Below are 26,754 nucleotides of genomic sequence, written 5' to 3' on the forward strand. Positions count from 1 at the left end.
TTATATATGTTTTACAAAAGAAAAAACGAGCAAATTGCGTTATGCAACTTGCTCGTTTTTCTTTTCGTTATTTTTTTTCTGATCACGATTCATTAATGGATAGAAGGCAAAACCGATTACGAATAATCCGATTCCGAGAAGGAACGTTTTTATATCAGATGCGCCTGTTTTAATAACCCATAGTGCATAGCAAAGTGCGATCACTGCGACTATACCATCCGTAATTCTTGCCCGCATTTCATTTTTGTATGTTTCACCAGTTGCGACTAGTTTTAGCTGGAAGATTGGTGAAACGAGATATGGAATGAGATAGGCTAGAGTTGATACGGTAATCACGAATGTATAAGCTTCCGCAATGGTTCCTGATAATGTTGAGAATAAGAACACTTGCGACATAATGTTTGTTAATCGTAATGAGTAAATTGGACTTCCTTTTTTATTTGTTTTTGTAAAGAAGGAAGGGAAGAAACCTTCTTTTGCTGCTTGATAAGGTACTTCTGAACTTAATAAAACCCAGCCTAAGATGGAACCGAATAGGGAAGTAAGAGCAAGTAATGCCATAAGTTTCCCGCCGCCATGACCCATTGCAGCGTTTAATGCATCTGCTAATGGACGTTCCGAAGCTTGTAATGTCTCAACGTGAAGTACACCCATTGTTAAAATAGTAATTCCTAAGTAAATTGCCACTGTTATTAGTAAACCAGCAACTGTTGCGCGCTTTACTGTCTTGGGAGAGGTAGCTCGGTTTGATAAAAGAACGGCTGATTCAATCCCTATAAATGCCCATAACGTTGTAAGAGCAGCTAAGTTTACTTGTGAAAGGAGACCGTGTGATACGCCTTCTTTATCGATCATCGGTGTGTACCATTGCCCAAACTTAGAAGCTTCGAATGCAAATAACGTAACAATGATGAATAAAAGGAATCCAGTTATTTTCGTTGTAGTTGCTATGAAGTTTAGTTTTCCAGCTCCGCTTACACCGTTTGTTAAAATAATATGAGTTCCCCATAGTAAGATGGAACAAATAGTAAATGTGATTAGTTTTCCGACTTCTACGTTAAATGAACCGATTGAAAATAGTAGTCGTGTATCTTTCATGATCGGGAAGAAGAGTGATAAATATCCCGCGAATGATGTAATGATGGCAACGTTACTTGCCCAGTTTGCCACCCAATATCCCCATACCATACTGAAGCCAGCCATTTTTTTCTTTTTTGGTGATGAGAATAAAGCATATGCATGACTTTGTGGCCCTGTTGTTAAATCAGGACGACGAATTGCTAAATTACCGAAAACAAGAGCTAGCATTAAAACACCAAACCCTGTTGTTAACCAAGCTAAAGTGACACCGAGTGGGCTTGCTGTTTGTGCCAACGTACTTGGCACCATGAAAATACCAGCGCCAACCATGTTACCGACAACGAAAGCTGTTAGTACCCAAAAGCCCCATTTTTTTTGTTGCATAGAAAATACCTCCAAAGTTAGTATAACCAAGTCAAGCGAGGAGATATGTATGTCTTCCGAACTCAGGAAGAGAAGTCCCAAACAAAACAAAAAAAGCACGTAATCTGCCGCTACATGCTTTCTATCTTATAAGAAACCCACGACATACCTCTCGATAGCTCTCCACAAACGAAAACGTTTGTGACAGTTCTGCACTTATTAAATGCAGACCCAGCAAGCGTGCATGGTGGACACGACTTACTTCGGCAACCATTCCTTTCTCATTCATTCATCAATGCCACTACATCTCCTGAAATGATACTCTTAATGATTGCAACCTCTACCTCACCGAGATACGAATGAGGATTTAAATATTAAATTAACGTATTTAAGAGTAACAAATGGATTTTTATACGTCAATGGATATGGTAATAATCAGATTATAGAGAAGAGTTTGTGATTAAGGTGTTGGAGGGTTTGAGACAGATTCATTGAATAAATATGTAATGAATTTTGAACAGGAGATTTACTAATTATTTAATTGGAATGGGGATTATTGAAATGATACGTGCTTATAGTGAAGAAGAGGATCGAATCGGGATTTTGGATTTAATAAAGAGTACGGGGATAGAAGGGGAGATAGGTTCTTTGGATGATATTGTGTCGGACTCTACTCATTTTCTCTTATATAGCCAAAATGAGGTTAAAGGGTTCGCATATTCATCTTTTTATACAAATAGTGCTGAAGAGTCTATTGTTCAAATACGTGTGTATGTAGCACCAGGTTCTCGTTTAAGAGGTATTGGTTCCGCACTATATAAGAAAATAGAAGAGTTAATTTCTAAAATAAAACCGGATTTTGTGTGTACTTATATGAGGACTGAATTAGACAGTTCTATTGGTTTTGCTAAGAAAATGGGATTTGAAAAATGGTGGGGATCGCTTGAATTGATATATAAGGGAGGGAGTTTTCCTAAAACAGATATGATGTTTATTAAATATGAGGATAGATTTTTTGACCAGTTTGTAACAATGGTACAGGAATGTTATTACGAGTTGCATGAAATGAATGATATGAAGCCTTACCTTGCTCCGGAGAATAGTATAAAGAAATACAAATTGAACAATAAAAGTAACGTGTATGTAGTTTTAGAACATGACCAGCTAATTGCATCGGTTACGATAGGAGAAGGGACAGTAGAAAATGTAATGGTTGCACGAAGTTATCAAGGGAATGGGTATGGGCGTAAAGCTTTACAATTTGGTATGAATAAGTTGTTAGAAGACGGGTATGAAGATATTAGATTATGTTATATAGAAGGAAATGAAAGTGCTGAGAGGTTATACAATTCTGTAGGGTTTAAACCGCTTCATAATACACAAGTGTATAGGAAATTTTTTGTATAAAAAAGAAGCTGATCTAATTTTAAATCAGCTTCTACATATAAGATTAAACTAAGTTTAATACAGTTACTTTTTCACGTGTCATAGACTCAAGGCTCTTACGAATACATTGTGCGCCCATACCGGAACCTTTTACACCGATGAATGGGAAGTGGTCAGGACCGTGCTCTGTGCGTCCGTTAATTTGAACAGAACCAGTGTCGATTTTGTTAACAATTGCTTCGTCTACTTCTTCGCGAGTAATTGCTTGTACTTGTCCAATTACTTCGTGTAAGTATGGAGATGGAATTTCAATTGTTTCTCCTGAAGAGCTTTCTCTCCATACTCCGTTTTATTGCTAGTTGTCATGATTAGTCCTCCTAAAATAGCAACTTGTAAGAGCGAGTATAAGGTGATAGTAGGGGGGATAATATTTTTCAAATGGACTCATTGTGTATTTTATATGTAAAAAAACAATTGACAGAATACTCAATATAGTTGTAAGATTATAAATGGAAAATAAATGAAAGGGGTGTGTGTAATGATTGTATTCGTAAATGTAATGGGCTTAGCTCTGTTAAGTGGCAGAAAACATTCATATCATTACGCAACCCGTGCGGATATATAGGACCTTTTTGTCTTATGAGAAGCGTACGTTGCGTATATCGTGACGTACGCTTTTATGCATTTTTATGCATATCGTCAAGCGACGGTATGCTTTTTTTTGTCCAATTTGCTTGTTTCCATACTTTGTATGGTTACTATAAAACAACTTTTAGAAGGTGGAAAAATGTGATGAGATTGTATGGGTTGCGAAATGTAAATGTGATGGATTTGGATAGTGGATAAAGAAGTGAGAGTTATATGAGAACGAGAAGGGAGAGGTTACATTGTTGTCAGTATTACTAAAGTTAAAATGGTTTTTTAGGGAGCAGTGGAAGCGATACAGTATTGCCATTGGGGCTCTTTTAATTGTGAATATAGTTGAAGTCATTCCTCCGAAAGTGTTAGGGGTTACGATTGATAATATAAAAACAGGAACGTTATCGAACGAAGCAATTATACAGTCTATTCTTATTTTAATAGGAGTTACAGTAGTTGGATATGGTCTTACGTTCGTTTGGCAACATCAATTGTTTGGAGGGGCATTCGTACTTGAGAAGACGATGCGCTCAAAATTTATGGGGCATTTACTCAAAATGACACCGACGTTTTATCAAAAAAATCGTACTGGCGATTTAATGGCGAGAGCAACAAACGACTTAAAAGCGATCGCTATGACAGCTGGTTTTGGTATATTAACGCTCGTTGATTCTAGTTTATATATGCTTACAATCGTTTGTATGATGGGATTTACAATCAGTTGGGAGCTTACATTAGCAGCACTTATACCGCTTCCGATTATGGCATATGCGATGAATATATATGGAAAGAAATTGCATGAAAGATTTACTGTTGCGCAAGATGCGTTCGGTGATATGAACGATAAAGTACTGGAATCCATCGCTGGCGTGCGTGTTATTCGTGCGTATGTACAAGAGAATGCAGATGAGGGCAGATTTCATCATTTAGGAGATGACGTCTACGAAAAAAATATGAAGGTAGCAAGAATCGATGCATTATTCCAGCCAACTGTGAAAATGCTTGTTGGCCTTAGTTATTTAATCGGTTTAGTGTATGGTGCATACCTCGTATTCCAATCAAAGGTGACACTCGGTGAGCTCGTGTCCTTTAACGTGTATTTAGGGATGATGATTTGGCCGATGTTTGCAATTGGTGAACTAATCAATGTTATGCAAAGAGGGAACGCGTCGCTCGATCGTGTGAATGAAACGTTAACTTATGAACCGGATGTGAAGAATCCGAAAAGTCCAAAGGTAGTACAAGAGCCTGATTACATTCAATTTGATGAAGTTTCTTTCTCCTACCCTTCATCAACTGAAATGAATTTAAAAAAGGTTTCATTCACCTTAAAACAAGGAGAAACACTTGGGGTTGTCGGGAAAACAGGAAGCGGAAAAACGACGCTTGTACGTCAGCTTCTTCGTCAATATCCACTTGGAGATGGGGATATTGCAGTCTCTGATGTGACATTAGATAAAATGACGAATGAAAATGTACTCGGATGGATTGGGTATGTACCGCAGGAACATATTTTGTTCTCTAAAACGGCGAGAGAAAATATTTTATTCGGAAACCGAGAAGCGACGGAAGAAGAACTGGAGAAGGCGATTGAAATTGCTGCGTTTAAAAAAGACTTAGAGTTTTTACCAGAAGGGTTAGAAACGCTCGTTGGAGAGAAAGGTGTTTCTTTATCTGGTGGTCAAAAACAAAGGATTTCGATTGCGAGAGCTGTTATTCAAAATCCAGAAATATTAATTTTGGACGATTCGTTATCAGCTGTTGATGCTCGTACGGAAGCGGCGATCATTGAAAACATAAGAACAGAAAGAAGTGGAAAGACGACGATTATTACGACGCATCGTTTATCTGCAGTGCAACATGCGGATTGGATTCTCGTTATGGATGACGGTGAAGTGATTGAAGAAGGTACGCATGATCAGCTCGTTCGAAATAGAGGCTGGTATGCTGAACAGTTTGAAAGACAGCAAGGCGAAAGTGAAAGTACGGATAGTGGGGTGAAAATATGAGTGTGTCAAAACGGTTGTTTCAATATGCGATGAAAGTGAAAGGACCGATTTTTGCAGCGATGGCAATGCTAATTGTTTTCGTTATTGCAGAGCTGGCCGGTCCTTTCGTTGCAAAAACGATGATTGATGATCATATCGTTGGTATAGAGAAACCTTGGTATGAAACGGAAAAGAGTGAGGATGCTGTTTCTTATAATGGCACTTTCTATAAACGAATTGACCGTTTTGAACAAGGTGAGACAAAAGGAAAAGAAGTGCGTGTGATGCAAGTCGGTTTTCAATATTACTTTGTACCGAATAAGGTAAGTGTTGAAGGGTCACGTTCTGTAAAAGGTGATATGATTACCGTTCAAAATGGTAAGGCAGTGCAAGTGTATAAAGCGAAAGCATTAACGAAGGAAGAAGTGTTTGCGTTTTATAAACCAGAAATAAACCGCCTATTATTACTTGGTGGAGGATATTTTGCTCTATTAGTAATTGTGTCATTATTTGCATATGGAAAGCAGTTCTTCTTGCAGAAGGCAGCGAACAAAATTATTCAAATTATGAGGGAAGACGTCTTTTCTCATATTCAAACATTGCCGATCAGGTACTTTGATCATTTACCAGCAGGGAAAATCGTTTCGCGTGTAACGAATGATACTGAGGCGATTCGGGATTTATATGTAACGGTACTTGCGACGTTCGTCTCTAGTATCATTTATATTATAGGGATATTCGCTGCACTATTTTTACTTGATGTGAAACTTGCGGCACTATGTTTACTCATCATCCCGATTTTAATTATTTGGGCGATTCTTTATAGAAAGTATGCGTCTGTATACAATCATAAAATGCGCTCACGTCTATCTGATATTAACGGAACAGTGAATGAATCGATTCAAGGGATGCCAATTATTCAAGCGTTCCGTCAAGAGCGTGAAACGAAAAAAGAGTTTGAAGAATTAAATGGCGATTACTTTAAGTATCAAAATAAAATTTTAAATTTAAATGCAGCAACTTCGCATAATTTAGTGTCTGTATTAAGAAATATTGCTTTCACAGGCGTGATTTGGTATTTTGGCGGCGCGTCATTAAGTGCTACAGGTATTATTTCACTTGGAGTATTGTATGCGTTCGTCGATTATTTAACACGATTATTCTCGCCTATTACGAACATGGTGAACCAGCTTGCGAATTTAGAGCAAGCGCGCGTTGCATCAGAGCGTGTTTTTGAATTGTTAGACGAAAAAGGGGAAGCAGTTCAAGATGAACACATACCTCGTTTACACGGAAATGTTAAATTCGATAATGTTTCATTTTCTTATAATGGAAAAGATGAAGTGTTAAAAAATATTTCCTTTGAAGCGAAACAAGGCGAGACAGTGGCACTTGTCGGTCATACTGGATCGGGAAAAAGTTCCATTATGAATGTACTCTTTCAGTTTTATGAGTTTGAAAAAGGAAAGCTCACAATTGATGGGCACGATATAAAAGAAATGCCGAAACAAGCGATTCGTGAACATATGGGTATTGTATTACAAGATCCATTTTTATTTAGCGGGACAGTCGCATCCAATGTAAGCTTAGAAAACGAAAGTATTTCAAAGGAGCGTATCGTAAAAGCATTGCGCGATGTTGGTGCTGAAAGATTTGCGAGCAATGTAAATGAAGAAATTACAGAAAAGGGAAGTACGCTTTCTACCGGGGAGCGTCAGCTTATTTCGTTTGCTAGGGCGCTCGCTTTTGATCCAGCTATTTTAATTTTAGATGAAGCAACTTCTAGCATTGATACAGAAACAGAAGCGATGATTCAACAAGCGCTAGAAGTTGTAAAAAAAGGGAGAACGACATTTATTATTGCTCACCGTCTTTCAACAATTAAAAGTGCGGATCAAATTATTGTGCTTGATAGAGGGACGATTTTAGAAAAAGGTTCTCATGATGAATTAATGAAAAAACGTGGTCGTTATTACGGTATGTACAAAACGCAAATGGACGGAAATCAGAGTGCATAATAGGGAAAAGAACTTGCGAGTTTCGCAAGTTTTTTTTGTTTAGCGAGGTGAAGGGAATGGAGTTAACTCTTTGACAAATCATAAGAAGTATTGTTTTACCTTTTTCTTTATAAATGCTATATTAAAAAATGTTACTTATTTTTTGTGTGTGGCGTTATTTTTCCATTTTGTTTGATTATGAAGAAAAAGGATAAACTAAATAAGAACATTTTCATTGAAAAATTGTTCAAGATTGCATACAATCAATATAGTTTTTAAATTCCTATCAGAATACTTGGAGGATTACCATCATGAAGAAATTATTTTCAGTGCTTGCAGTAACTACATTAGCAATTGGGATTGTAGCTGGCTGCGGTAAAGAAGAGAAAAAAGATACAGCGAGTCAAGACGCATTACAAAAAGTAAAACAAAGTGGTGAACTTGTAATTGGAACAGAAGGTACATACCCACCGTTCACATTCCACGATTCAAGCAATAAATTAACTGGATTTGACGTTGAATTAGCAGAAGAAGTTGCAAAACGTTTAGGTGTGAAACCTGTATTTAAAGAAACACAATGGGATAGCTTACTTGCAGGAGTAGATGCGAAACGTTTCGATATGGTTGCGAACGAAGTTGGTATTCGTGAAGACCGCCAAAAGAAATATGACTTCTCTAGTCCATACATTTCTTCTTCAGCAGCATTAGTTATCGCAAAAGATAAAGATAAGCCTGCTACATTTGCTGATGTAAAAGGATTAAAAGGAGCGCAATCTTTAACGAGTAACTATGCAGATATCGCCAAGAAAAATGGTGCGGAAATCGAAGGTGTAGAAGGATTTAGCCAAGCGGCAGAATTATTAAACACTGGTCGCGTTGATTTCACAATTAATGATAAATTATCAGTATTAAACTATTTAGAAACAAAGAAAGATGCAAAAATTAAAATTGTAGACACAGAAAAAGAAGCGTCACAAAGTGGGTTCTTATTCCGTAAAGGTAGCGATAAACTTGTACAAGAAGTAAATAAAGCGTTAGAAGATATGAAAAAAGATGGTACGTACGATAAAATAACGAAAAAATGGTTCGGTGAAAATGTATCTAAGTAGTGCATTGGTTTCAGATCGCCTGTCTACATGGATAGATATTATGCAGACTTCCTTCGCGCCTATGCTGAAGGAAGCTGTCTTTACGACAATTCCATTATCGCTAATTACGTTTATTATCGGTATTATACTTGCGACGTTAACAGCACTTGCACGTATTTCAGGTAGTCGTATTTTACAATGGATTGCTCGTATCTATGTATCTATCATTCGCGGAACACCACTTCTTGTACAGTTATTTATTATTTTCTATGGTCTTCCAACTCTTAATATTGAAGTTGAGCCATATACAGCAGCTGTGATTGGATTTTCATTAAATGTCGGTGCGTATGCATCTGAAATTATTCGTGCTTCTATCCTTTCAATCCCGAAAGGACAGTGGGAAGCAGCGTATACAATTGGGATGACATACCCGCAAGCATTAAAACGTGTTATTTTACCGCAAGCAACGCGCGTATCCATTCCGCCGCTTTCGAATACATTTATTAGCTTAGTGAAAGATACTTCATTAGCATCGTTAATTTTAGTAACAGAAATGTTCCGAAAAGCGCAGGAAATTGCGGCAATGAACTACGAGTTTTTAATTGTTTATTTCGAAGCAGGTCTTATTTATTGGGTAATTTGCTTCTTATTATCTATTGTGCAACAAATATTAGAAAAACGTTCAGAACGTTACACTCTAAAATAATCCTTTCATAAAAGGAGTTTTTGTTTTTATGATTTCAATTCAACATTTACAAAAAAGTTTCGGAGATAATACCGTACTAAAGCATATAGATTTAACAGTTGAGAAGGGCGAGGTTGTTGTTATTATCGGGCCATCTGGATCTGGTAAAACGACGTTTCTACGTTGTTTAAACGTACTAGAAACGCCGAACGCTGGTACTATTCGTATCGGCGAGGAATCATTAGACTTCTCGAAAAAAGTAACGAAAAAAGATATTGTAAATCTTCGTACGCAAACAGGTATGGTATTCCAACACCATAACCTATTCCCGCATTTAACAGCACTTCAAAATGTAATGGAAGGGCTCGTTACAGTGAAAAAGATGGGGAAAGAAGAAGCGAAGAAAAAAGCAAACTATTTCCTTGAAAAAGTTGGTTTAGCAGATAAAGTGGACTTATATCCGTTCCAATTATCAGGTGGACAACAACAGCGCGTTGGAATTGCTCGCGCGCTTGCGATGGAACCAGAAGTGTTACTATTCGACGAACCGACGTCAGCACTTGATCCGGAACTAGTTCAAGAAGTTCTGAAAGTAATGAAAGAACTTGCTAAAGAAGGCATGACGATGGTCATTGTAACGCATGAGATGCGTTTTGCTCATCAAATTGCGAATCGCGTTATTTTCATGGATGGCGGTGTCGTTGTCGAACAAGGTACACCAGAAGATGTATTTACAAATCCAAAAGAAGAACGAACGAAGAAGTTTTTACAAATGCTTCAATAAGTAAGAAAGGTCTCAAGGCATATGCCTTGAGACCTTTTTGCCATATATGTTTATTTTTGGAATCCGCCAAGGCTTTGCTCAGCCATTGCAACTAGACGTTTTGTAATTTCTCCACCAACAGAACCGTTAGCGCGAGCCGTAGAATCTGCTCCTAATTGTACACCAAATTCTTGAGCGATTTCGTACTTCATTTGATCGATTGCAGCTGTTGCACCTGGTACTACTAATTGATTGTAAGAACTTTGGTTTGCCATAGGAATATATCCTCCTTAGAGTTATAAAAGTTTTTTTGGTTGGACTAGCTGGATTTGAACCAGATTATCGCCCCGGTTGGCGCTAATCCATCGGTAATTAAGTTTGTACTCATAGTATGGATGTTACCTAGAAAGATATACAAAATAATAATTTGTAAATTTTGTAAAAAAATCTTAGTGATTTCGTAAATTATGAAATAAGAGTAATCGTTGTATTTTTAAAAAAGAAGGCTAAACTAAGAGCGATATTAAATATGGTTTTTCCTTTGTAACCCGCTATTTTTGGGCTAATAATTAGCCTCTTATTTATTAAAGTGAGATAAATTGCAGCTTAGTAAAATAAAAATAAAATCAGCATCATAGCTCTGTTTTAACCAGAGACGGGGCAGAAAAAGGAACTGACCGCAGCTACGCATAGTTAGATGCTCTCTTCAAACAAAAAGGAGAGTTTTTTAAACGGAAATGTAATGCCAGCTTAGTAAAACCAAAATGAAATCGGCATCAACTTCATAGCTCTGTTTTAACCAGAGACGGGGCAGGAAAAGGAACTGACCGCAGCTACGCATGGCTAGTTGCTCTCTTCAAACGAAAAAGAAAGGTTTTTAATGTTTTTAAACAATAACGTATGGAGGAATCATGATGGGAATTTGCCCGCTTTGCAATGCATTAGAATCACAAACATATTCTTGCCAAAGTTGCCAAAGTATACTCCAAGACTATGGGAAGGCTGTAGATTACATAGATGATTACAGTGCATATATGGATCAGGAATTATTAAGTGCAGTAGATGGATTAACGCATAATAATTCAAATGAATACTGCAATCATATTTTTTATTGCGGAGTATGTAACGTGGAAACCGAGTGTGTAGTAAAACTTGTATAAATAGAAAACTTCCACCTTATTACCTAGGTGGAAGTTTTTGTTTTCGTATTTGTGAATGAATCATAGGGGAAGGGGTACGTTCGGTATTTGATGAAGGATCTAATTTCATTTGAGATATTTTTTCTTTTGAATCGTGCAAAGAATGTTCCGTTAAGTAGATGGTATATTCGTAAAATAATTGGCGCGTTAGTTCACTTTGTTCTTTTAACTTTTCATCTTGGAATACAGTTCGCCCGGGCTTAGAGTTCGCTTCAAATAGCCACGGATTTTCGTGTGTGTCTAAACCGATATCAAAACCAATCTCACCAATGTTTCCAGTTACTTGCTCATCGAGTGCGTAACTTATTTGTAAGGCTGTTTGTTTTAGTTTATTTTCAATTTGAACTTGTTTCGTTGAATCTGGAAAAAGTTCTTGTAGTAATTTTGTATCGCCACCGCTATTTACGTGAGTTGTTAAGCTGCCTTTTCCAGCGATTTTGGCGACGATTGCACTGACTACCCAATTACCGAAATGATTTTTATTCGTATGAATGCGGAAGTCAACCGGTTGCCCGTCGAAGCGAAGTAATGATATACCTTGTTGTACGATAAACTTTTTTAAATCATGTCCTTTTAATACATGGTTCAGAAGTGTTTCTAATGATTGATACTTTCTTAATTTGTTTTCTTCATTTTCGCGATAACGACAGTAGTAGCAATTTTCTGTTTGAGAATAAAATAGTTGATGAATATGTCTCCCGAAGCTACCATGTATCGGTTTCATGTAAATCGATTTATACGTACCAAGAAATCGTTCCACTTGTTCGAAGTGTTGAAATGCTTCTGTGTGTGGTAATAAGGGCATAAGTGATTCATCTTTCATAAGAAGTTGATGAACTTCCCATTTGTTGAAAAAACCGGGGTTAAACCACGGAATAGCGTAGTCATTTTCTAATTTTCTTTTTGCTCTGACGATCGGTTTATAATTTTCAGCTTTACGATTTGGTAATCGATCGTAAATAACATTAGGTAAAGGGACTTTGTTCTTGATCCAGTTCCCTTCTTGAAAGAAATACCCATCAATTGTTTCTTCTTCCCAGTTTATATGTTGAACGCCAAAGACAAATATGAACGGTCGTAATGTAAGTGGTGGTGTTAGTAATTCACTGAGAGATGTTGAACGGTTCCCTAAAGGGATAGGTGAGTCATCGTTAAAACCAGTTGTGAAAATACCGACTAATGGCCCGAAAATAATTGTTTCATTTTGTGTGAAGGCATGAATTGTAGTGGAATGAGGAAGTAAAAGTTTTTCTGCAATTTGTTTGCCAATAATGATTTCACGAGTAAAGGAATAATGAATTTTTACATCCCCACTTGCAACATGGCGTATGCCAAAGGAAAGGGATGTAATAGGTGGTGTAATAGAAAAAATGTAAGGTAAAGTAATACTATTTGGATGCTCATCTGAAATGTTTAATGTATATATGTGCTCTTTCAAAATGAGATTCCCTCCTTTCGTTATGGTGTGAAGCGACTAAATTTTAGTGGTCCGTGAAAGATCTTTTCAGCTAACGAATCATTATGACGAATGTAACGTTCATAAGGGGGAATCGTGTTGACATACATAAGCCAAATCGCCCCTTTTTGATCCATAATTGTGGAAAGTTCTAGTTCGAATAAAGAGGAATACGATTGATCTAATGTTTGAAACACTTCGTTTATAATGTCGTGTAAAGCGTCTTGTAGTAGCTGCACGCCAGTACTAGATAGTACATATTTAATTTTTGAAAAGGAATGCAGCGAGGAATCATCCGTTGCGGAAAGTAAAAATTGGTTTGGAAATGAGCTTTTTTGTATAAATTGACCGATAACATTCCATTTCTGTTCTTTATTTTTTTGCAAAATGGTTCGAATGTGTAGTGGATACGTTAGTTGATTTGGTGGCTGCAACATTGTATGGGTGATGTAACGTGCTGATTGTATATTAGATTTGTACCAGGATATAAACTTATCTGTCCGTTTGATTTGAGTAGAAGTATGATATGCCTCATTTATCATATCAATATGAAACATTTTATTTTTATAAACGATCCGGTACAGACTCTCATTGGAATGTGTATGAGTAGGGCGTATAATAATATCTTTTGTTTTTAATAACAGTTTGAAAATGTTTTGTATCGTTGCTATTTCAAATTTTGGTATATAAGGAGATAATTTTTTATTAGTGAGAAATACATCATGTAGTTTGCTTAAGTCGATAAGTGTGTTATTTAAAAAGGTAGTAGTGGGACGATTTTGTAATGAGTGAATAATTGATTGAGCTTTTTCAGAGTCTGTATCCTCGTTAAAAGAAGAACGATCGTATATATAAGAAGGAATAGGGAATGTTTGCTCTTTCCATTTTCCTGTATCTGTATCATAAATGAGACCAGAAATAAGGTCTGTTTTAGGATCAATACAAAATGGCGTAAACTGGGCAACGACATTATGATAAAGCCGAGCTCGTTTAGCGATTTCGGTGTAATACGTTTGCTCATAATGAGGCCAGCAAGTTAAAATACCAAGAACCAACGAAATCACTCCTTTACTAACAAAATGTTGGCATAATAGGCGAAGCTATATATTGCAAATACGTTTTTATACCATTATACTTTTGTCCGTATGATGATATGCTATAGTTTTGGAGAAGCGAAAGGTTGATTGTAATGAATATATGGTTGAATATGTTAACAACGACAGGGCTCGGAGCGATTATTGGAGGATACACGAACCACCTAGCGATAAAAATGTTATTTCGTCCTCATCGCCCTATTTATATCGGGAAGTTTCAAGTTCCATTTACACCAGGGTTAATTCCGAAGCGCCGCGATGAGCTTGCGGTTCAATTAGGAAAAATGGTTGTAGAACATTTATTAACACCAGAAGGAATCGGAAAAAAGTTAACAAATGAAGAGTTTCAAAAAAGTTTAATCCACTGGGCACAAGCGGAAGTGGATAAAGTAATGACGAATGAACAGTCGTTACGACATATGTTAGAAAAATGGAACTTAGCACATGTAGAAGAAGAGGCGACCGGGAAAATTGAACATGTGATTACAGAAAAAATTCAGGGATTTTTAGCGGAGTATTATGCATATACATGGGAACAAGCTTTACCTCATTCTGTACATGAAAAAGTGGAGAAAGCAATCCCGAATGTATCATCTTTTATTTTGAAAAAAGGAATTCATTTTTTTGAAAGTGAAGAAGGAAAAGCGCGTCTTTCAAAAATGATTGATGATTTCTTTGCTTCTAGAGGAACACTGCTTAACTTAGTCGGGATGTTTTTAGGAAATGTAAGTGTAGTAGATCGTGTGCAGCCAGAAGTCATTAAGTTTTTAGGTCAAGATGGTACGAAGCAGCTTTTAACGGATGTACTGCAAAAAGAGTGGGAAAAGTTAAAAGGAAGAGATGTAAAAGAATTAGAAGCATTTGTAGAGAAAGAAATGATTGTGAACTCCATATTGTCAGCGGTTAAAGTTGAGGAAACAGTGAGTAAATTTTTAAATCAATCTGTTCAGCAAGTATGTGATCCAGTTCGAGAAACAATCATTGAGAAAGTAGTTCCAAGCTTAGTAAAGATAGGCTTGAAGTGGGGAACAGAAAACGTAGAGAGCATACTAAACAATCTACACCTTGCGGAAATTGTCCAGCAAGAGGTGTCTACATTTTCAACAGAGAGACTAGAAGATCTAGTTCTGTCCATTACAAAAAATGAATTGAAAATGATTACGTATTTAGGTGCCTTATTAGGCGGAATGATTGGACTAATGCAAGGAGTGTTACTGTTGTTCCTTAGGTAACAGAGATAAGTACATAGAAATAAAAGTGAAATTTCTTCACATCTCTTGCATAGTTTGATATGGTAAGAAGAGGTGCGGATGTAAATGCACTTAAAAGGCGGTGCGGACGAAAAGCGCTAGCCTTCTAAAGGAGGAAAAATAAAATGACAAAAAACATTCATGATGTTGCATATGAATTACAAAAAGCAATCGCTGAAAACGAAGATTTCCAAACATTACAAGCAAGCTACGCAGCAGTACAAGGTGATGCAGCGTCAAAGAACTTATTCGATGAGTTCCGTACAATGCAACTTGGCCTACAACAAAAAATGATGCAAGGTCAAGAAATCACAGAAGAAGATAACCAAAAAGCACAAGAAGTTGTAGTTCGCATTCAACAAGATGCTAAAATTACAAAGTTAATGGAAACTGAGCAACGTTTAAACATCGTTATCACTGACGTTAACAAAATTATCATGAAGCCACTTGAAGATTTATATAACGCGCAACAACAAGCGTAATAGTGGAAGACGCCCCTTATATGGGGCGTTTTTTTTGTTTAAGAATTTGATGGTTCTCCTGCAAAAACCTTTCGATTTCTTTTTGCTTCCTGCCATTAACTTTCTCAAAGCGCTTTGTAAAAGAAAAATCAGTTTTGAATAAGTTACCATCTTGGGCGAGTTTGTCTAATTCCTGATCCAGTTTTACTGAAAGTGCTATAGACGATGAAAGAAGTGGAGGCGGACATGTTTTCGACTTTGTTGTAGAAAACTATACGATCCAAATTTGTCAAAAAACTCATATGCATTCAGCACTTCCAGAAACGGCTGATTTTATGACAGCTGAATCATCAAGAGAAAACTTAGAGAATGATATTGCGACTGAAGAAGGTGCGGAGTAAAAGGATTTTTAATGCTATCCTAAATTTTATAATCTTGGTATAATTTGGCTAGAATAGGAAAGGAATTAATTGAAATGGTATTTAGTAACCTAGTCTTTTTATGTTTATTTTTACCTGCTGTGCTCTTAATTTATTATGCTGTACGCAAAGAACTACGAAATGTAGTGTTATTATTTTTTAGTTTAGTATTTTATGCTTGGGGCGAACCCATTTATGTTTTCCTAATGCTGTTCTCTATCTTTGTTAACTATTGGTTTGGTATTTTGTTAGGGAATAGTCGCTTCACAAATGGTCAAAGAAAAATATTGTTAACGCTTGCAATTGTAATGAACACCGCTATTTTAGGATATTTTAAATACGCAAATTTCTTAGTTGATAATATTAATGCTATCTTCCATACCAATATTATTCTTGAAAAAATACCGTTACCAATTGGTATTTCATTTTTCACGTTCCATGCAATGAGCTATATTATCGATATTTATAAGAAAAAGGTTGATGCTCAACGAAATATCTTTGATTTAGCTTTATATTTTACTGTGTTTCCACAATTAGTAGCAGGACCAATTGTTCGTTATAATACAATTTCTCACCAATTACACCAGCGAACTGTTGATGCCGAAAAATTCTCTGAAGGTATTCGCCGATTTATTATTGGTTTAGGTAAAAAAGTTTTAATTGCTAACCAATTAGGTGCTATAGCCGATGAGATCTTTGCAATGAATCCTTCTGATATGAGTGTATCATTAGCTTGGATGGGAGCTATTGCCTATACATTGCAAATTTACTTTGATTTTTCTGGATATAGTGACATGGCCATTGGATTAGGAAAGATGTTTGGATTTGATTTTCTAGAAAACTTTAATTATCCATATATTTCGAAATCCATTTCTGAATTTTGGCGTCGTTGGCATATTTCGCTCGGTTCTTGGTTCCGTGATTATGTCTATATTCCTCTTGGAGGAAATCGCGTTACAACTTGGAAAGTTTATCGTAACCTCTTCATCGTATGGGGATTAACCGGTTTTTGGCATGGTGCCAGTTGGACCTTTATGATATGGGGTATTTATTATGGAATTTTAATTGCACTTGAAAAAGCAGGATTTGAAAACTTACTTCAAAAATTATGGAGTCCCCTCCAACATATTTACGTAATGTTTTTAGTTATTATTGGATGGGTATTTTTCCGTGCAGATAATTTCAGTTATTGCTTTGAATTTTTAAAATCCATGTTCGGATTTAACGGTCCGTTAACAGATATTAATAGTTATTTCTATATAATGAATTATTGGGGAGTTTTCTTATTAGCTATTATTACTGCAGCTCCTGTATTTCCATGGTTACAAAAAATGTTATCAACAAAAAGATTAGCTATTTTATCGCCAGTATATTATTTAAGTATTTTAGTCATTGTTTTAGTATTCCTAACAAATGCAACTTATAATCCATTTATTTATTTCCGTTTTTAAAGGGGGGTCACTATGAAAAAATTTCAAAACCTCACTTTAATAATGGGGTTTCTTACAGTTATTTTTGGAATGGGTATTTGGACAGCAAAAATTATCCTAATAGATAAAAAGATATTTTCTGAATTTGAGAACAGAAATTTAGCAATTAAACCGGCTGTAAATGCTTCTACTATAAAAACTGGAGAGTTATTTAAAGATATCGAAACATATTTTACAGACCATATTGGCCCTAGAGATTTCTTTCTTGAAAGTTATATAAAATTCCAACTGTCTATGAATCGGACATTCGTAAACGACATTCACGTTACAAACGATCAATTTATTTTCAGTAAACCTAATATGAAAAATCAGTTAAACGATGTGGATGCTGGGGTTCATGAATTAAATACTTTGAAAAAAGATTTTCCACAAACAGAATTCTATTTTTCTTTAGTTCCTAGTAAACAAACAGCTTTACAATATAAGCTTCCCTCTTATCTAAACCTTGGGTACGAACAAATACTTAGGGATCACTTTGCTGAGAAAATGGCAGAAACGAAATTCCCTATTATTGATGTATTACCAATGTTTAAAGAAAGATTTACTAACAAAGAACTAGAACGAATGTATTTCACTACAGACCATCATTGGAATATGGAAGGTGCTTTTTATGCGTATGAGGATACGATGAATTTTATTAATTCTCATTCAAACAAATATAAAGGACAACCAATAAAGAAAGAGGATTACACCATTAACTGGGAAAAACCGAAAGGGAAGTTTGTTGGCAGCTGGAATAATCAGTTGTACCGCTTAATTGATACTTCATCTGTACAAATCCCATATGTCCATTGTAATTCGGGTGAATCTTGGGACGACTATACAGTTTACTATGGTGCGATTAAAGATGATACTGCTAAGGAATCTATGGCTCAGTTTTACGGAAAAGAAAAAGATATCCCTGACCCTGGATATGCTAGTGTTTATCAAACGGATTTCCCTGAAATAAACATCATTAACGAAAAGGCAGAAAACGATTTACATATTGTTATCTTAAAAGATTCTTATGCTGATGCTACATATCCTTTATTTGCACGGAATTTTGCTAAAACAACTTTTATTGATCCTCGTTACACGCAAGGAAAAAGTGTGAAACAGCAACTAGAAGAACAAAATGCAGATATGGTGTTGTTTATATACAACGATACCAACGTTTCTGGTGATATGTATAAATTTCAAAATGTAAAATAAAGACTTATTTTCAACTTTAATCAGTGGGATTTCAATTCCACTGATTAAAGTCTCAATTTATATCGAAGTGTCGCTAATAAAAGCTCATTTTTCGATTTAAAATACAAATAAAACGCCCCTTTTGATATACCACAAGCTGTGACGATCTGTTGCATGTACCCCCTTAGTCGCAAGTAACAATCAAGCGCTCTTTTTCTTTCATGTTTTCTCTCCTAAACTTAATTTCGCATCTTATGTAAATTAAATCTTATATTAGCGAGTAGCAAAACTACTACCTACATAGAAACCCACGAGTCTTTTGTTGAGTTGAAATAAGAGATTAAGAAATATATGACGTACTATAATCACTATAGATATCAATGGAATTAAAAAAAGATGACTCCTGTTGAATACAGAAATCATCATCTTGATGTTGCCTAATTTTTTTAAAATGTCCTTTACAAAGGGTACAAATTATATTTAAGCTTCCTTTTTTTATTTTGAAACAAACGGATGCCCCTCATAATAAAACCGCCACGGATAATGCACGGCTTCTTCTGCATAATCGATATTAATACGAGGTCCTGCTGTTATTTTATATTTCGATGATATATGTTCTGCTTCTGGAACGAGTTCAATATGTAACGTATTACTTTGTAATGATACGCCGCGTTCTTCTAAAGTAATTCCAAGTGCACGGCACAGTTTGCCAGGGCCGTTTGTTAAATTTTTATACTGGGCTTTCGTAAGATTGGTTTTGTTGTAGCGCGCTCGTTTCATTTCTTCAATCCCGTCTACAGGCTCAATTGCACGAATGAGAACGCCTTGCGGGGTGCCAACTGGTGCTGTAATGACGTTGAAACAATGGTACATACCGTAAATTAAATATACGTAAGCATGCCCCGGTGCGCCAAACATGACTTCTGTACGGTCCGTTCGTCTGCCGCCGTAACTATGTGCGGCTTTATCATCTGGACCTTTATAAGCTTCTACTTCTGTAATGATTCCGCTTCGTTTTATTCCATCTACAATATGAACAAGTTTTTGTCCGAGTAACTTTTGTGCGACTTCTAACGTATCGCCTTCGTAAAAAGAAGCTGGTGCTTGCATTGTACTATCTCCTTTATCGGTTGTATATGTATATAGTAAACCAAATTTTTTGTAGTAATTCTAACTCGTTCTATTTGCTACATTTATTTCATAAATTATGGATAGAGTACAACAGCGAAGAGGGGGAGTGCGACATGATTTATCGCTTACTAGCTCTTAATATAGATGGGACACTACTATACAACAACGGAAAAATCGCAAAAGGATTACGGGAAACGATTGAATTTGTGAAAAGAAAAGATGTATACGTTACATTATTCACGAATCGTAATTTTCAATCCGCTCATAAAGTAGCAAAGGCATTAAAATTAGATTCTATATTAGTGACACACGGTGGTGCTTTCGTTTCAGCAACGATAGATAAGCCGTATGTTCAAAGGAGATTATCCGAAGAGAAGACTTTTAACATTGTGCAAGTATTAGAGCACTTTGATTGTAATGTACGCATATCTCATGAACGGTTTTCAATTGGGAATCGTGAGAGAAATACACCAAACATAATTGCGCGTACTGTATTATCAAGCGCAGATCCATTATTTTATCCGGTTCAATTTGTTGATTCGTTAGGTGATGCGCTTCGTGATCATCCGGTTGCGGCACCCAAAATTGATGTAATTTTCCATAGTAAAGGTGAAAAAGAAAGAGGGCTAAATACACTAAGAAAGGCGTTTCAAGATATAGTGTATGTGGAGTGTGATTCGAAACGAGTAGAAATTTTACCGCAAAATGTATCAAAGTTACGCGGATTACAATTGCTTGGAGAGCATTTAAATATTTCGCTAAATGAAATGGTTGCGATTGGGGATAGCATGGAAGATTTAGAGGTAATTGAAAATGTTGGACTCGGGGTAGCGATGGGGAACGCTCCTGTAGAATTAAAGCAAGCCGCAGACTGGATTACACGTTCGAATAGTGAAAATGGTGTAGAGTACATGATTAAAGAACACTTCCGTAAGCAATTCCCACTGCCGTTTTTAAAAAATCATAAATATACACCGAAACAATGAAAGAAAAACGTAGCTTTTTGGCTACGTTTTTTTATGCTGTATGTATTAACCTTTTAATAATTTCAATTTTGCTAGTGTGCGGATTAGTCTACTGTACATATGGTTACCATATATCAGGCCCGTTTTTGAATTTCTCACCGGTTCTACTCTGTTTACCTTATTATACCTTGAAATAATCATCTTATAAAATAAGGTAAAAGCTTCTGTATTGACCTGTAAACGCCCTTCAAGTAAACTAAAGAGAGTTTGCAAATGAAAAGGTGATAATGTTGTTAATTTCAATTAAAACGTTACAAGATGATCGTTTTTTACGTCCGCTGCAAAATATTGGCGGCTTATTTTTTGAAGAGAGTACGATTGGATTTGAAAAAGAGGAAGCAAATCTTATCGTTGATATACACATTGAGGATAATGTGAAAGCATCGGCTCGTTTAACAGATGTTGCGACTGGAAATGTGTATGAAGAAACATTCTCTAAAGATTTATCTGCTTTCACAGAAGAAAAAGAACGTATGAAGCAAGTGAAACATGTTGTTTCTTACGTATATCTTTCTGTACTTCAACAGCTAACTGGACTTGAACAGAGCTGGGGAATATTAACTGGGGTACGCCCAACGAAACTTCTTCACAAACTGCTTCAAAGTGGTATGTCAAAAGAAGAAGCACATCAAGAGCTTCGTGAAAGCTATTTAATTCATGAAGAGAAAATTGAACTTCTTCAGCGTATTGTCGATTGTCAATTAGCGGTTGTTCCGGATTTATACCGTTTGAAAGAGGAAGTAAGTATTTATATCGGTATTCCGTTTTGTCCGACGAAATGTGCATACTGTACATTCCCAGCTTACGCAATTAACGGACGTCAAGGATCGGTTGATTCATTCTTAGGCGGTTTACATTATGAAGTTCGTGAAATTGGTAAGTTTTTAAAAGAAAAAGGTGTGACAGTTACGACGATTTATTATGGCGGCGGTACACCGACAAGTATTACAGCAGAAGAGATGGATATGCTGTATGAAGAAATGTATGAAGCGTTCCCAGATGTACAAAATGTGCGTGAAGTAACAGTTGAGGCAGGTCGCCCAGATACAATTACGCCAGCAAAGCTAGAAGTGTTAAATAAATGGAATATTGACCGCATTAGTATTAATCCGCAGTCATACCATCAAGAGACACTAAAAGCAATTGGACGTCATCATACTGTAGAAGAAACAATCGAGAAATATCATTTAGCTCGTGAAATGGGAATGAACAATATTAATATGGACTTAATTATTGGTCTTCCTGGTGAAGGGCTAGATATTTTCAAGCATACGTTAGATGAAACAGAAAAGTTAATGCCAGAATCGTTAACAGTTCATACGCTATCATTTAAACGTGCTTCTGAAATGACGCAAAACAAACGTAAATATAAAGTAGCAGGTCGTGAAGAAATTACAGCGATGATGCACGAAGCAGAAGAGTGGACGCAAAAGCATAATTACGTACCATATTACCTATATCGTCAAAAGAACATTTTAGGTAACTTAGAGAACGTTGGTTATGCAATTCCGACGCAAGAAAGTATTTACAACATTGTTATTATGGAAGAAGTACAATCAATTATCGGACTTGGATGCGGTGCTTCAAGTAAGTTTGTTCATCCGAAGACAGGTGCAATTACGCACTTTGCCAATCCGAAAGATCCAAAATCATATAACGATGGCTTTGTGAAATATACAGAAGACAAACTGAAAATTTTAGAAGAGTTATTTGTGTAAGGAGAGGGGCTGTTCCAATTAAGGAACAGCTTTTTCTTTGTTATTTCCGGTAAGTCGATATAATTTCATCTACCGCTGAGCGGCATTATTTGTAAAAATATGTCGATAATAATCAGAAAAATTAGTCAGATTATTAGAGGACAATGTCTACTTATAGACGAAATGATAGATTTATGAAAGAGAAAAGGGGGAAATTGTTGGCATGTACATGACGATAGGGAGAATTTTTGATTTAGCAGTTGGCAAGTATCCGAATAAAGAGGCGTTAGTAGAACCAGAAAAAAATATTCGCTGGACATATAAACAGTGGGATGAGCAAATAAATAAAACGGCGCACGCTCTATTGAAAGAAGGAGTAAGAAAGGGAGATTGTGTATCTGTTTACTTATATAACTGTCGTGAATTTGTAAACGTTTACTTAGCCTGTGCCCAAATTGGGGCGATCTTTAACCCGATTAACTTCCGCTTAAAAGCAAAAGAATTATCATATATCCTCCAAGATGCAGCTTCGAAAGTAGTTGTCTTTGAAAAAGCAGTAGAACCAACTGTTGCTATGATTGAACGAGATTTTCCAAATTCGTCTTTTTGGTATGTAGAAGACGATACACCTTCCTATGCTAGTTCTTACCATGAAAAAGTAAATGAAGCATCAGCTGAAAAAGTAGATATTGTAGTCGATGAAATGGATTATTGTTCTATGCTGTATACGAGTGGTACGACTGGTCATCCGAAAGGCGTACTACATCGCCATCGTGACATGGCTGAGCATAGTATGATTTGTACGTATTTCATAAAGTATAACAGGGATAGCGCCGGACTTGTGGTTGCGCCTTTATATCATTGCGGCGAGTTAAATGCTGGAATCATACCGCGCATTCAAGTTGGCGGAAAGAATGTTATTTTGCATCATTTTGATACGGATAGAGTATTACATACGATTCAAGAAGAGAAGATTACAACGTTCTTTGCAGCACCGACGATGTGGAATATGTTACTGCAAAAAGATTTAGCTCAGTATGATTTAACTTCGATGAAGATTGGTGTATATGGCGGGGCTGCGATGGCCCCAGCGCTAGTGAAGGAATGTAAAGAGCGTCTTTATATTGATCTTGTCCAAATTTACGGAATGACAGAAATGGGGCCGGTTGTGGCATTTCTCGTAGAAGAGGATCAAATTACGAAAGCTGGTTCAGCAGGCACGCCATGCTTTAGCCATGAAATTCGAATCGTTAAACCGAACGAAGATGCACCAGCAGAGCCAGAGGATGTATTACCACCTTATGAAGTGGGCGAAATTATTTTACGAGGCCCAACTATGATGGCTGGCTATCATAACCGTGAAGAAGCAAATGCAAAATCGATGTATAAAGGATGGTATCATTCTGGTGATTTAGGCTACTTCGATAAAGACGGCTATTTATTCGTTGCAGACCGTGTTGATGATATGGTAATTAGCGGTGGGGTAAATATTTACCCTCGTGAAGTTGAAGATTTCCTTCATAGTCACCCTGGTGTATTAGATGTTGCAGTACTTGGTGAGCCAGATGAACTATGGGGAGAGCGTGTCGTTGCGGTCGTTGTAAAGAAAGATGAACATATTTCAGAAGCTGATTTAGAAACGTATTGTAAAGAAAGTGACGAATTAGCAGACTATAAACGCCCACGTCATTATTTATTTGTGGATGAACTTCCTCGTAATGCGAGTGGGAAATTACAAAAATTTGTGCTGAGAGAGTCGCTGAAAGGCGCGAAAAAATAGGTAGTAGGGCAGTTGTCTATATAAATAAGGCTATCTTTCTTCATAAGGAAAGGTAGCCTTATTTTTTAAAATGATCAAGTAAGGGAGGTAGTTTGGTCATTTTAAAAAAATAGTGTATACCTTCTATTTTAAATTACGTTCCTATATTATAATGAAATAATTTTTGTTTTTAGTGTTTTGGTCTTGAAATCATATTTTCTCCCGCTATTTGTGGGCAGTAAAAATTTCCACCTCAAAATTCGGCTGGAGCAAAGAAGTTAGGTGGGAGATTAACTGCCCGTAAACGCCCGATTGGTGAAGGCTAATAATCAGTGGGGGATGAACATAACCCCCACTGATTATAGTTTCACTTTATGTTTTGAATAGAAGTGTTTTTGATTGGATGAGGAATATTAAAATAGTAATAGTGGATTTTGAATTACGAAATATATTCATATTTTAGTACGGGTTGAATAAATTTGAGGAGAATGTTGGTGGAGCGTATTTGTAAAGAACAATGGTCAGTCGTCAAGTGACTGTATGGATAAAATGGTCACTTGGTTCATTTTGGTTACTACTAACATAGTAACAAATTAAAATGTAAATGAACAGTCTTGTAATGCATTTTTATAAGTACTAATATTTATTGTTGGCTGCCAAAACAAGCGAACAATATGGTTAATGAATTGCTTTGTTTTGCATGATTAAAGATAGTTTGATGCTGCAAATATTCTTTAGTCGTAACCTTGTTAAGGTGGTTTAGGATGGAAAAGATTTAACAACAGAACAATGTGATAAGTAAAATTGGAGGCGTTATGAGTACATATTTAAAAAGAATATCTGTAATTTGTTTTATTTTTACTATTTTTATTGGACAAGTTTTTATGCCTATCATAGGGCATGCTCAAGAATTAAACACAACAGGATTTGTTGATAGTTTTGCATTTGAAAAGACAACATTAAATTATGGGGAAAAGACTAGCATACATGTAAACTTTAGTGAAAAGTCTGGAAAGAAGATGAAGTCTGGGGATACATTAACGTTAGCACTACCTCCAGAATTAAAGGGATATAGTGGAACTATTGCATTAAAGGATGAATCGGGACGTGTTTTTGGTACGTGCCAGATCAATGCAAATAATGTAGTTTGTACATTTAATGATACAGTAGAACAGCTCGAAAATATTCGAGGGAACTTTAATTTTACTGTTCAAGGTACGAATGTAGAAGCAGGAAAAACGAAAGATGTACAAACGAATTTAGGGACAAATTTAGAAAAACAAACGGTTAGCATTACCCACTCGAAAGGGGGCGGTACAGAACCGGGGATCTTTTTCTATAAAGCTGGTGACATTCAGCCAGACAAAAGTAATGAAATACGTTGGTTTTTAAATATCAATCTAAAGAAACAATATTTACATGACAATATCGTTTTGAAAGATACTTTACAAGAAGGACAAATGCTTAATAAAGATAGTTTTTATATAACTATTAATAGTAGAGAAAATTTGTCCCTTGAGCAATTTCAACAGCGAGGTTATGGATATATTAAGTTTACTAGTGATAACTCATTTGAAGTTGTAATTTATAGACATATGGCGAACGCTACTTCATTTACCGTTGCTTATAAATCAACTATAACTGAGAGTGGGAAAAACTTAAAATATTTACAGAATGACTATAAACTTGATTATCAAATTTTATATGAAAAACCTATTTCTGAAACTAATAGTGTAAAGGTTGAAAATATATCATTTGGCGGCGGAGCTGAAGGGGATTTACCGGCGAAAGGAACGCTGCAAATTGTGAAACATATTGAAGGAAACGAAGGGAAAGTTATCCCAGGTGTTTCTTTTAAATTGTATACAGAGTCAGGTCAGCAGATTGGTGATTCTTATACAACAAATAAAGATGGAGTAGTTGAGGTACCAAATCTAACTCCAGGTAATTACTATGTGCAAGAAATTTCAGCACCGAACTATGTAGAGTTCGATCCACAAACGAAAATTCCTTTTACAATTAAGAAGGATGCTGTAAATGGAATAAAACTTATGGTTCCAAATAAGTTGAAAACTACATCTATTGCAGGAACGAAAACATGGAAAGACGACAAAGTAAAAGATCGCCCAGAAAACATTAAAGTAGATTTAATGCAAAATGGTAAAGTCATTGCAACGAAAGAAGTTACTGCAGCAAATGATTGGAAATACGCGTTTGAAAAGTTACCAGCAGTTGATAATGAGGGAAAAGCTTATAAGTATGAAGTGAAAGAACAACCAGTATCAGGATATCAATCGAAAGTTAACGGATATGATATTAAAAATATAAAGATCCATGAAGCAACAGAAGTAGAAGAGCAAGGTAAAGAAGAAACAATAGAAGAACTGGAAGATCCCAATAAACAGCAAGCGCCAAACGTGACAGAAGAGCCGAATGTACCAGAGAAGCCAGAAGTTACAGATAAGCCGGAAATCTGGGTGAAACCAGAAGAAGAACAAGTAGAAGAAGAAACAACAGAAGAGATAAAAGAAGAAAAACCGGAAGAACCAAAGGTAACAGAAGAGCCGAATGAGTTAGAGAAGCCAGAAGTTACGGATAAACCGGAAATTCATGT

20 protein-coding genes, 5 pseudogenes and 1 riboswitch are annotated in these 26,754 nt (G+C 36.2%); of the genes and pseudogenes, 17 read left to right on the forward strand and 8 right to left on the reverse strand.

What is annotated here, in order from left to right:
* Positions 1-39: 39 nt before the first annotated feature.
* Positions 40-1,464 carry an amino acid permease gene (locus COI75_RS18720; RefSeq protein WP_001186280.1) on the reverse strand — a complete coding sequence of 475 codons (1,425 nt, stop codon included), beginning with the start codon at positions 1,462-1,464 and terminating at the stop codon, positions 40-42.
* A 147-nt stretch (positions 1,465-1,611) separates the two neighbouring features.
* A riboswitch (Lysine riboswitch) is annotated at positions 1,612-1,794 on the reverse strand.
* A gap of 210 nt (positions 1,795-2,004) precedes the next feature.
* Between COI75_RS18720 and COI75_RS18725 the strand changes: the two genes are divergently transcribed.
* Positions 2,005-2,850: a GNAT family N-acetyltransferase gene (locus COI75_RS18725; protein ID WP_002097562.1), complete on the forward strand. Its 846-nt coding sequence runs from the start codon at positions 2,005-2,007 to the stop codon at positions 2,848-2,850.
* A gap of 43 nt (positions 2,851-2,893) precedes the next feature.
* Here the strand turns inward: COI75_RS18725 and COI75_RS18730 are convergent.
* Positions 2,894-3,067, reverse strand: a pseudogene (locus tag COI75_RS18730) (aldehyde dehydrogenase family protein); the annotation flags it as partial.
* Between the two features lie 649 nt (positions 3,068-3,716).
* Between COI75_RS18730 and COI75_RS18745 the strand changes: the two are divergent.
* The 5 genes from COI75_RS18745 to COI75_RS18770 all read left to right on the forward strand — a co-directional run bounded on the left by COI75_RS18745 (position 3,717) and on the right by COI75_RS18770 (position 10,010).
* Positions 3,717-5,477 (forward strand): ABC transporter ATP-binding protein, encoded by a 1,761-nt coding sequence (locus tag COI75_RS18745; protein WP_000953788.1) that lies wholly within the window; start codon positions 3,717-3,719, stop codon positions 5,475-5,477.
* The gene (locus tag COI75_RS18750) at positions 5,474-7,474 is read left to right on the forward strand and encodes an ABC transporter ATP-binding protein (protein ID WP_000116598.1); all 2,001 of its coding nucleotides are present in this window, start codon (positions 5,474-5,476) and stop codon (positions 7,472-7,474) included. Before COI75_RS18745 ends, COI75_RS18750 begins: the two co-directional genes overlap by 4 nt.
* Positions 7,475-7,764: 290 nt before the next feature.
* A complete protein-coding gene (locus tag COI75_RS18760) occupies positions 7,765-8,562 on the forward strand; it encodes an amino acid ABC transporter substrate-binding protein (protein ID WP_000732863.1) in 798 nt (265 codons plus the stop codon).
* Positions 8,549-9,247: an amino acid ABC transporter permease gene (locus tag COI75_RS18765; protein ID WP_000281498.1), complete on the forward strand. Its 699-nt coding sequence runs from the start codon at positions 8,549-8,551 to the stop codon at positions 9,245-9,247. Before COI75_RS18760 ends, COI75_RS18765 begins: the two co-directional genes overlap by 14 nt.
* A 28-nt stretch (positions 9,248-9,275) precedes the next feature.
* Complete coding sequence (locus COI75_RS18770; RefSeq protein WP_000623614.1) at positions 9,276-10,010, forward strand: amino acid ABC transporter ATP-binding protein; 735 nt, start codon at positions 9,276-9,278, stop codon at positions 10,008-10,010.
* A gap of 50 nt (positions 10,011-10,060) precedes the next feature.
* On the opposite strand, the gene sasP is transcribed toward COI75_RS18770, so the two are convergent.
* Positions 10,061-10,264, reverse strand: coding sequence for a small acid-soluble spore protein, SasP family (gene sasP, locus COI75_RS18775; RefSeq protein ID WP_000013349.1), 204 nt, complete (start codon positions 10,262-10,264; stop codon positions 10,061-10,063).
* Between the two features lie 639 nt (positions 10,265-10,903).
* Between sasP and COI75_RS18780 the strand changes: the two genes are divergently transcribed.
* Positions 10,904-11,149 (forward strand): hypothetical protein, encoded by a 246-nt coding sequence (locus COI75_RS18780; RefSeq protein ID WP_000510480.1) that lies wholly within the window; start codon positions 10,904-10,906, stop codon positions 11,147-11,149.
* Between the two features lie 19 nt (positions 11,150-11,168).
* Here COI75_RS18780 and COI75_RS18785 read toward each other — a convergent pair whose 3' ends face one another.
* Positions 11,169-12,626 (reverse strand): YheC/YheD family endospore coat-associated protein, encoded by a 1,458-nt coding sequence (locus COI75_RS18785; RefSeq protein WP_000658068.1) that lies wholly within the window; start codon positions 12,624-12,626, stop codon positions 11,169-11,171.
* Between the two features lie 20 nt (positions 12,627-12,646).
* On the reverse strand, positions 12,647-13,699 hold the full coding sequence (locus COI75_RS18790) for a YheC/YheD family protein (protein WP_098448529.1): 1,053 nt from the start codon (positions 13,697-13,699) through the stop codon (positions 12,647-12,649).
* Between the two features lie 134 nt (positions 13,700-13,833).
* On the opposite strand from COI75_RS18790, the gene COI75_RS18795 reads away from it, so the two are divergent.
* Together COI75_RS18795 and COI75_RS18800 are read left to right on the forward strand one after the other, a co-directional pair.
* Positions 13,834-14,970, forward strand: a complete 1,137-nt coding sequence (locus tag COI75_RS18795) for a DUF445 domain-containing protein (RefSeq protein ID WP_141535140.1) — start codon at positions 13,834-13,836, stop codon at positions 14,968-14,970.
* A gap of 143 nt (positions 14,971-15,113) precedes the next feature.
* On the forward strand, positions 15,114-15,470 hold the full coding sequence (locus COI75_RS18800) for a YlbF/YmcA family competence regulator (protein WP_000164621.1): 357 nt from the start codon (positions 15,114-15,116) through the stop codon (positions 15,468-15,470).
* 16 nt (positions 15,471-15,486) lie between these two features.
* Here COI75_RS18800 and COI75_RS27385 read toward each other — a convergent pair.
* Positions 15,487-15,681 (reverse strand): annotated as a pseudogene (locus COI75_RS27385) (NDxxF motif lipoprotein); the annotation flags it as partial.
* Between COI75_RS27385 and COI75_RS18810 the strand changes: the two are divergent.
* The 3 genes and pseudogenes from COI75_RS18810 to COI75_RS18820 all read left to right on the forward strand — a co-directional run.
* Positions 15,668-15,850: pseudogene (locus tag COI75_RS18810) on the forward strand (acetolactate decarboxylase); the annotation flags it as partial. The pseudogenes COI75_RS27385 and COI75_RS18810 overlap by 14 nt on opposite strands.
* Before the next feature lie 74 nt (positions 15,851-15,924).
* Positions 15,925-17,319 (forward strand): MBOAT family O-acyltransferase, encoded by a 1,395-nt coding sequence (locus COI75_RS18815; RefSeq protein ID WP_098448531.1) that lies wholly within the window; start codon positions 15,925-15,927, stop codon positions 17,317-17,319.
* 12 nt (positions 17,320-17,331) lie between these two features.
* The gene (locus COI75_RS18820; protein WP_098448532.1) at positions 17,332-18,549 is read left to right on the forward strand and encodes an alginate O-acetyltransferase AlgX-related protein; all 1,218 of its coding nucleotides are present in this window, start codon (positions 17,332-17,334) and stop codon (positions 18,547-18,549) included.
* A gap of 59 nt (positions 18,550-18,608) precedes the next feature.
* Here the strand turns inward: COI75_RS18820 and COI75_RS18825 are convergent.
* Positions 18,609-18,751 (reverse strand): annotated as a pseudogene (locus tag COI75_RS18825) (helix-turn-helix domain-containing protein); the annotation flags it as partial.
* A gap of 92 nt (positions 18,752-18,843) precedes the next feature.
* On the opposite strand from COI75_RS18825, the pseudogene COI75_RS18830 reads away from it, so the two are divergent.
* Positions 18,844-18,918, forward strand: a pseudogene (locus COI75_RS18830) (TetR family transcriptional regulator); the annotation flags it as partial.
* Positions 18,919-19,023: 105 nt separating this feature from the next.
* Here COI75_RS18830 and COI75_RS18835 read toward each other — a convergent pair.
* The gene (locus COI75_RS18835) at positions 19,024-19,638 is read right to left on the reverse strand and encodes a DNA-3-methyladenine glycosylase (protein WP_001148753.1); all 615 of its coding nucleotides are present in this window, start codon (positions 19,636-19,638) and stop codon (positions 19,024-19,026) included.
* Positions 19,639-19,772: 134 nt separating this feature from the next.
* Between COI75_RS18835 and COI75_RS18840 the strand changes: the two genes are divergently transcribed.
* The 4 genes from COI75_RS18840 to COI75_RS18855 all read left to right on the forward strand — a co-directional run.
* Positions 19,773-20,645: a Cof-type HAD-IIB family hydrolase gene (locus COI75_RS18840; RefSeq protein ID WP_000640397.1), complete on the forward strand. Its 873-nt coding sequence runs from the start codon at positions 19,773-19,775 to the stop codon at positions 20,643-20,645.
* Between the two features lie 266 nt (positions 20,646-20,911).
* Positions 20,912-22,402 (forward strand): coproporphyrinogen III oxidase, encoded by a 1,491-nt coding sequence (locus tag COI75_RS18845; RefSeq protein ID WP_002097556.1) that lies wholly within the window; start codon positions 20,912-20,914, stop codon positions 22,400-22,402.
* Positions 22,403-22,604: 202 nt separating this feature from the next.
* Positions 22,605-24,161 (forward strand): fatty acid--CoA ligase, encoded by a 1,557-nt coding sequence (locus COI75_RS18850; RefSeq protein ID WP_000281964.1) that lies wholly within the window; start codon positions 22,605-22,607, stop codon positions 24,159-24,161.
* A gap of 794 nt (positions 24,162-24,955) precedes the next feature.
* The coding region (locus COI75_RS18855; RefSeq protein ID WP_097807582.1) for a Cna B-type domain-containing protein at positions 24,956-26,754 on the forward strand (1,799 nt) is incomplete at its 3' end.

Source organism: Bacillus cereus, from assembly GCF_002564555.1.
Taxonomy (GTDB): domain Bacteria; phylum Bacillota; class Bacilli; order Bacillales; family Bacillaceae_G; genus Bacillus_A; species Bacillus_A cereus_K.

Coding starts and splice junctions, on each gene's coding strand:
- COI75_RS18720 (WP_001186280.1), bottom strand. CDS start 1,464: ATGCAACAAAAAAAATGGGGCTTTTGGGTACTAACAGCTTTCGTTGTC.
- COI75_RS18725 (WP_002097562.1), top strand. CDS start 2,005: ATGATACGTGCTTATAGTGAAGAAGAGGATCGAATCGGGATTTTGGAT.
- COI75_RS18750 (WP_000116598.1), top strand. CDS start 5,474: ATGAGTGTGTCAAAACGGTTGTTTCAATATGCGATGAAAGTGAAAGGA.
- COI75_RS18760 (WP_000732863.1), top strand. CDS start 7,765: ATGAAGAAATTATTTTCAGTGCTTGCAGTAACTACATTAGCAATTGGG.
- COI75_RS18765 (WP_000281498.1), top strand. CDS start 8,549: ATGTATCTAAGTAGTGCATTGGTTTCAGATCGCCTGTCTACATGGATA.
- COI75_RS18770 (WP_000623614.1), top strand. CDS start 9,276: ATGATTTCAATTCAACATTTACAAAAAAGTTTCGGAGATAATACCGTA.
- sasP (WP_000013349.1), bottom strand. CDS start 10,264: ATGGCAAACCAAAGTTCTTACAATCAATTAGTAGTACCAGGTGCAACA.
- COI75_RS18780 (WP_000510480.1), top strand. CDS start 10,904: ATGGGAATTTGCCCGCTTTGCAATGCATTAGAATCACAAACATATTCT.
- COI75_RS18795 (WP_141535140.1), top strand. CDS start 13,834: ATGAATATATGGTTGAATATGTTAACAACGACAGGGCTCGGAGCGATT.
- COI75_RS18800 (WP_000164621.1), top strand. CDS start 15,114: ATGACAAAAAACATTCATGATGTTGCATATGAATTACAAAAAGCAATC.
- COI75_RS18815 (WP_098448531.1), top strand. CDS start 15,925: ATGGTATTTAGTAACCTAGTCTTTTTATGTTTATTTTTACCTGCTGTG.
- COI75_RS18820 (WP_098448532.1), top strand. CDS start 17,332: ATGAAAAAATTTCAAAACCTCACTTTAATAATGGGGTTTCTTACAGTT.
- COI75_RS18835 (WP_001148753.1), bottom strand. CDS start 19,638: ATGCAAGCACCAGCTTCTTTTTACGAAGGCGATACGTTAGAAGTCGCA.
- COI75_RS18840 (WP_000640397.1), top strand. CDS start 19,773: ATGATTTATCGCTTACTAGCTCTTAATATAGATGGGACACTACTATAC.
- COI75_RS18845 (WP_002097556.1), top strand. CDS start 20,912: ATGTTGTTAATTTCAATTAAAACGTTACAAGATGATCGTTTTTTACGT.
- COI75_RS18850 (WP_000281964.1), top strand. CDS start 22,605: ATGTACATGACGATAGGGAGAATTTTTGATTTAGCAGTTGGCAAGTAT.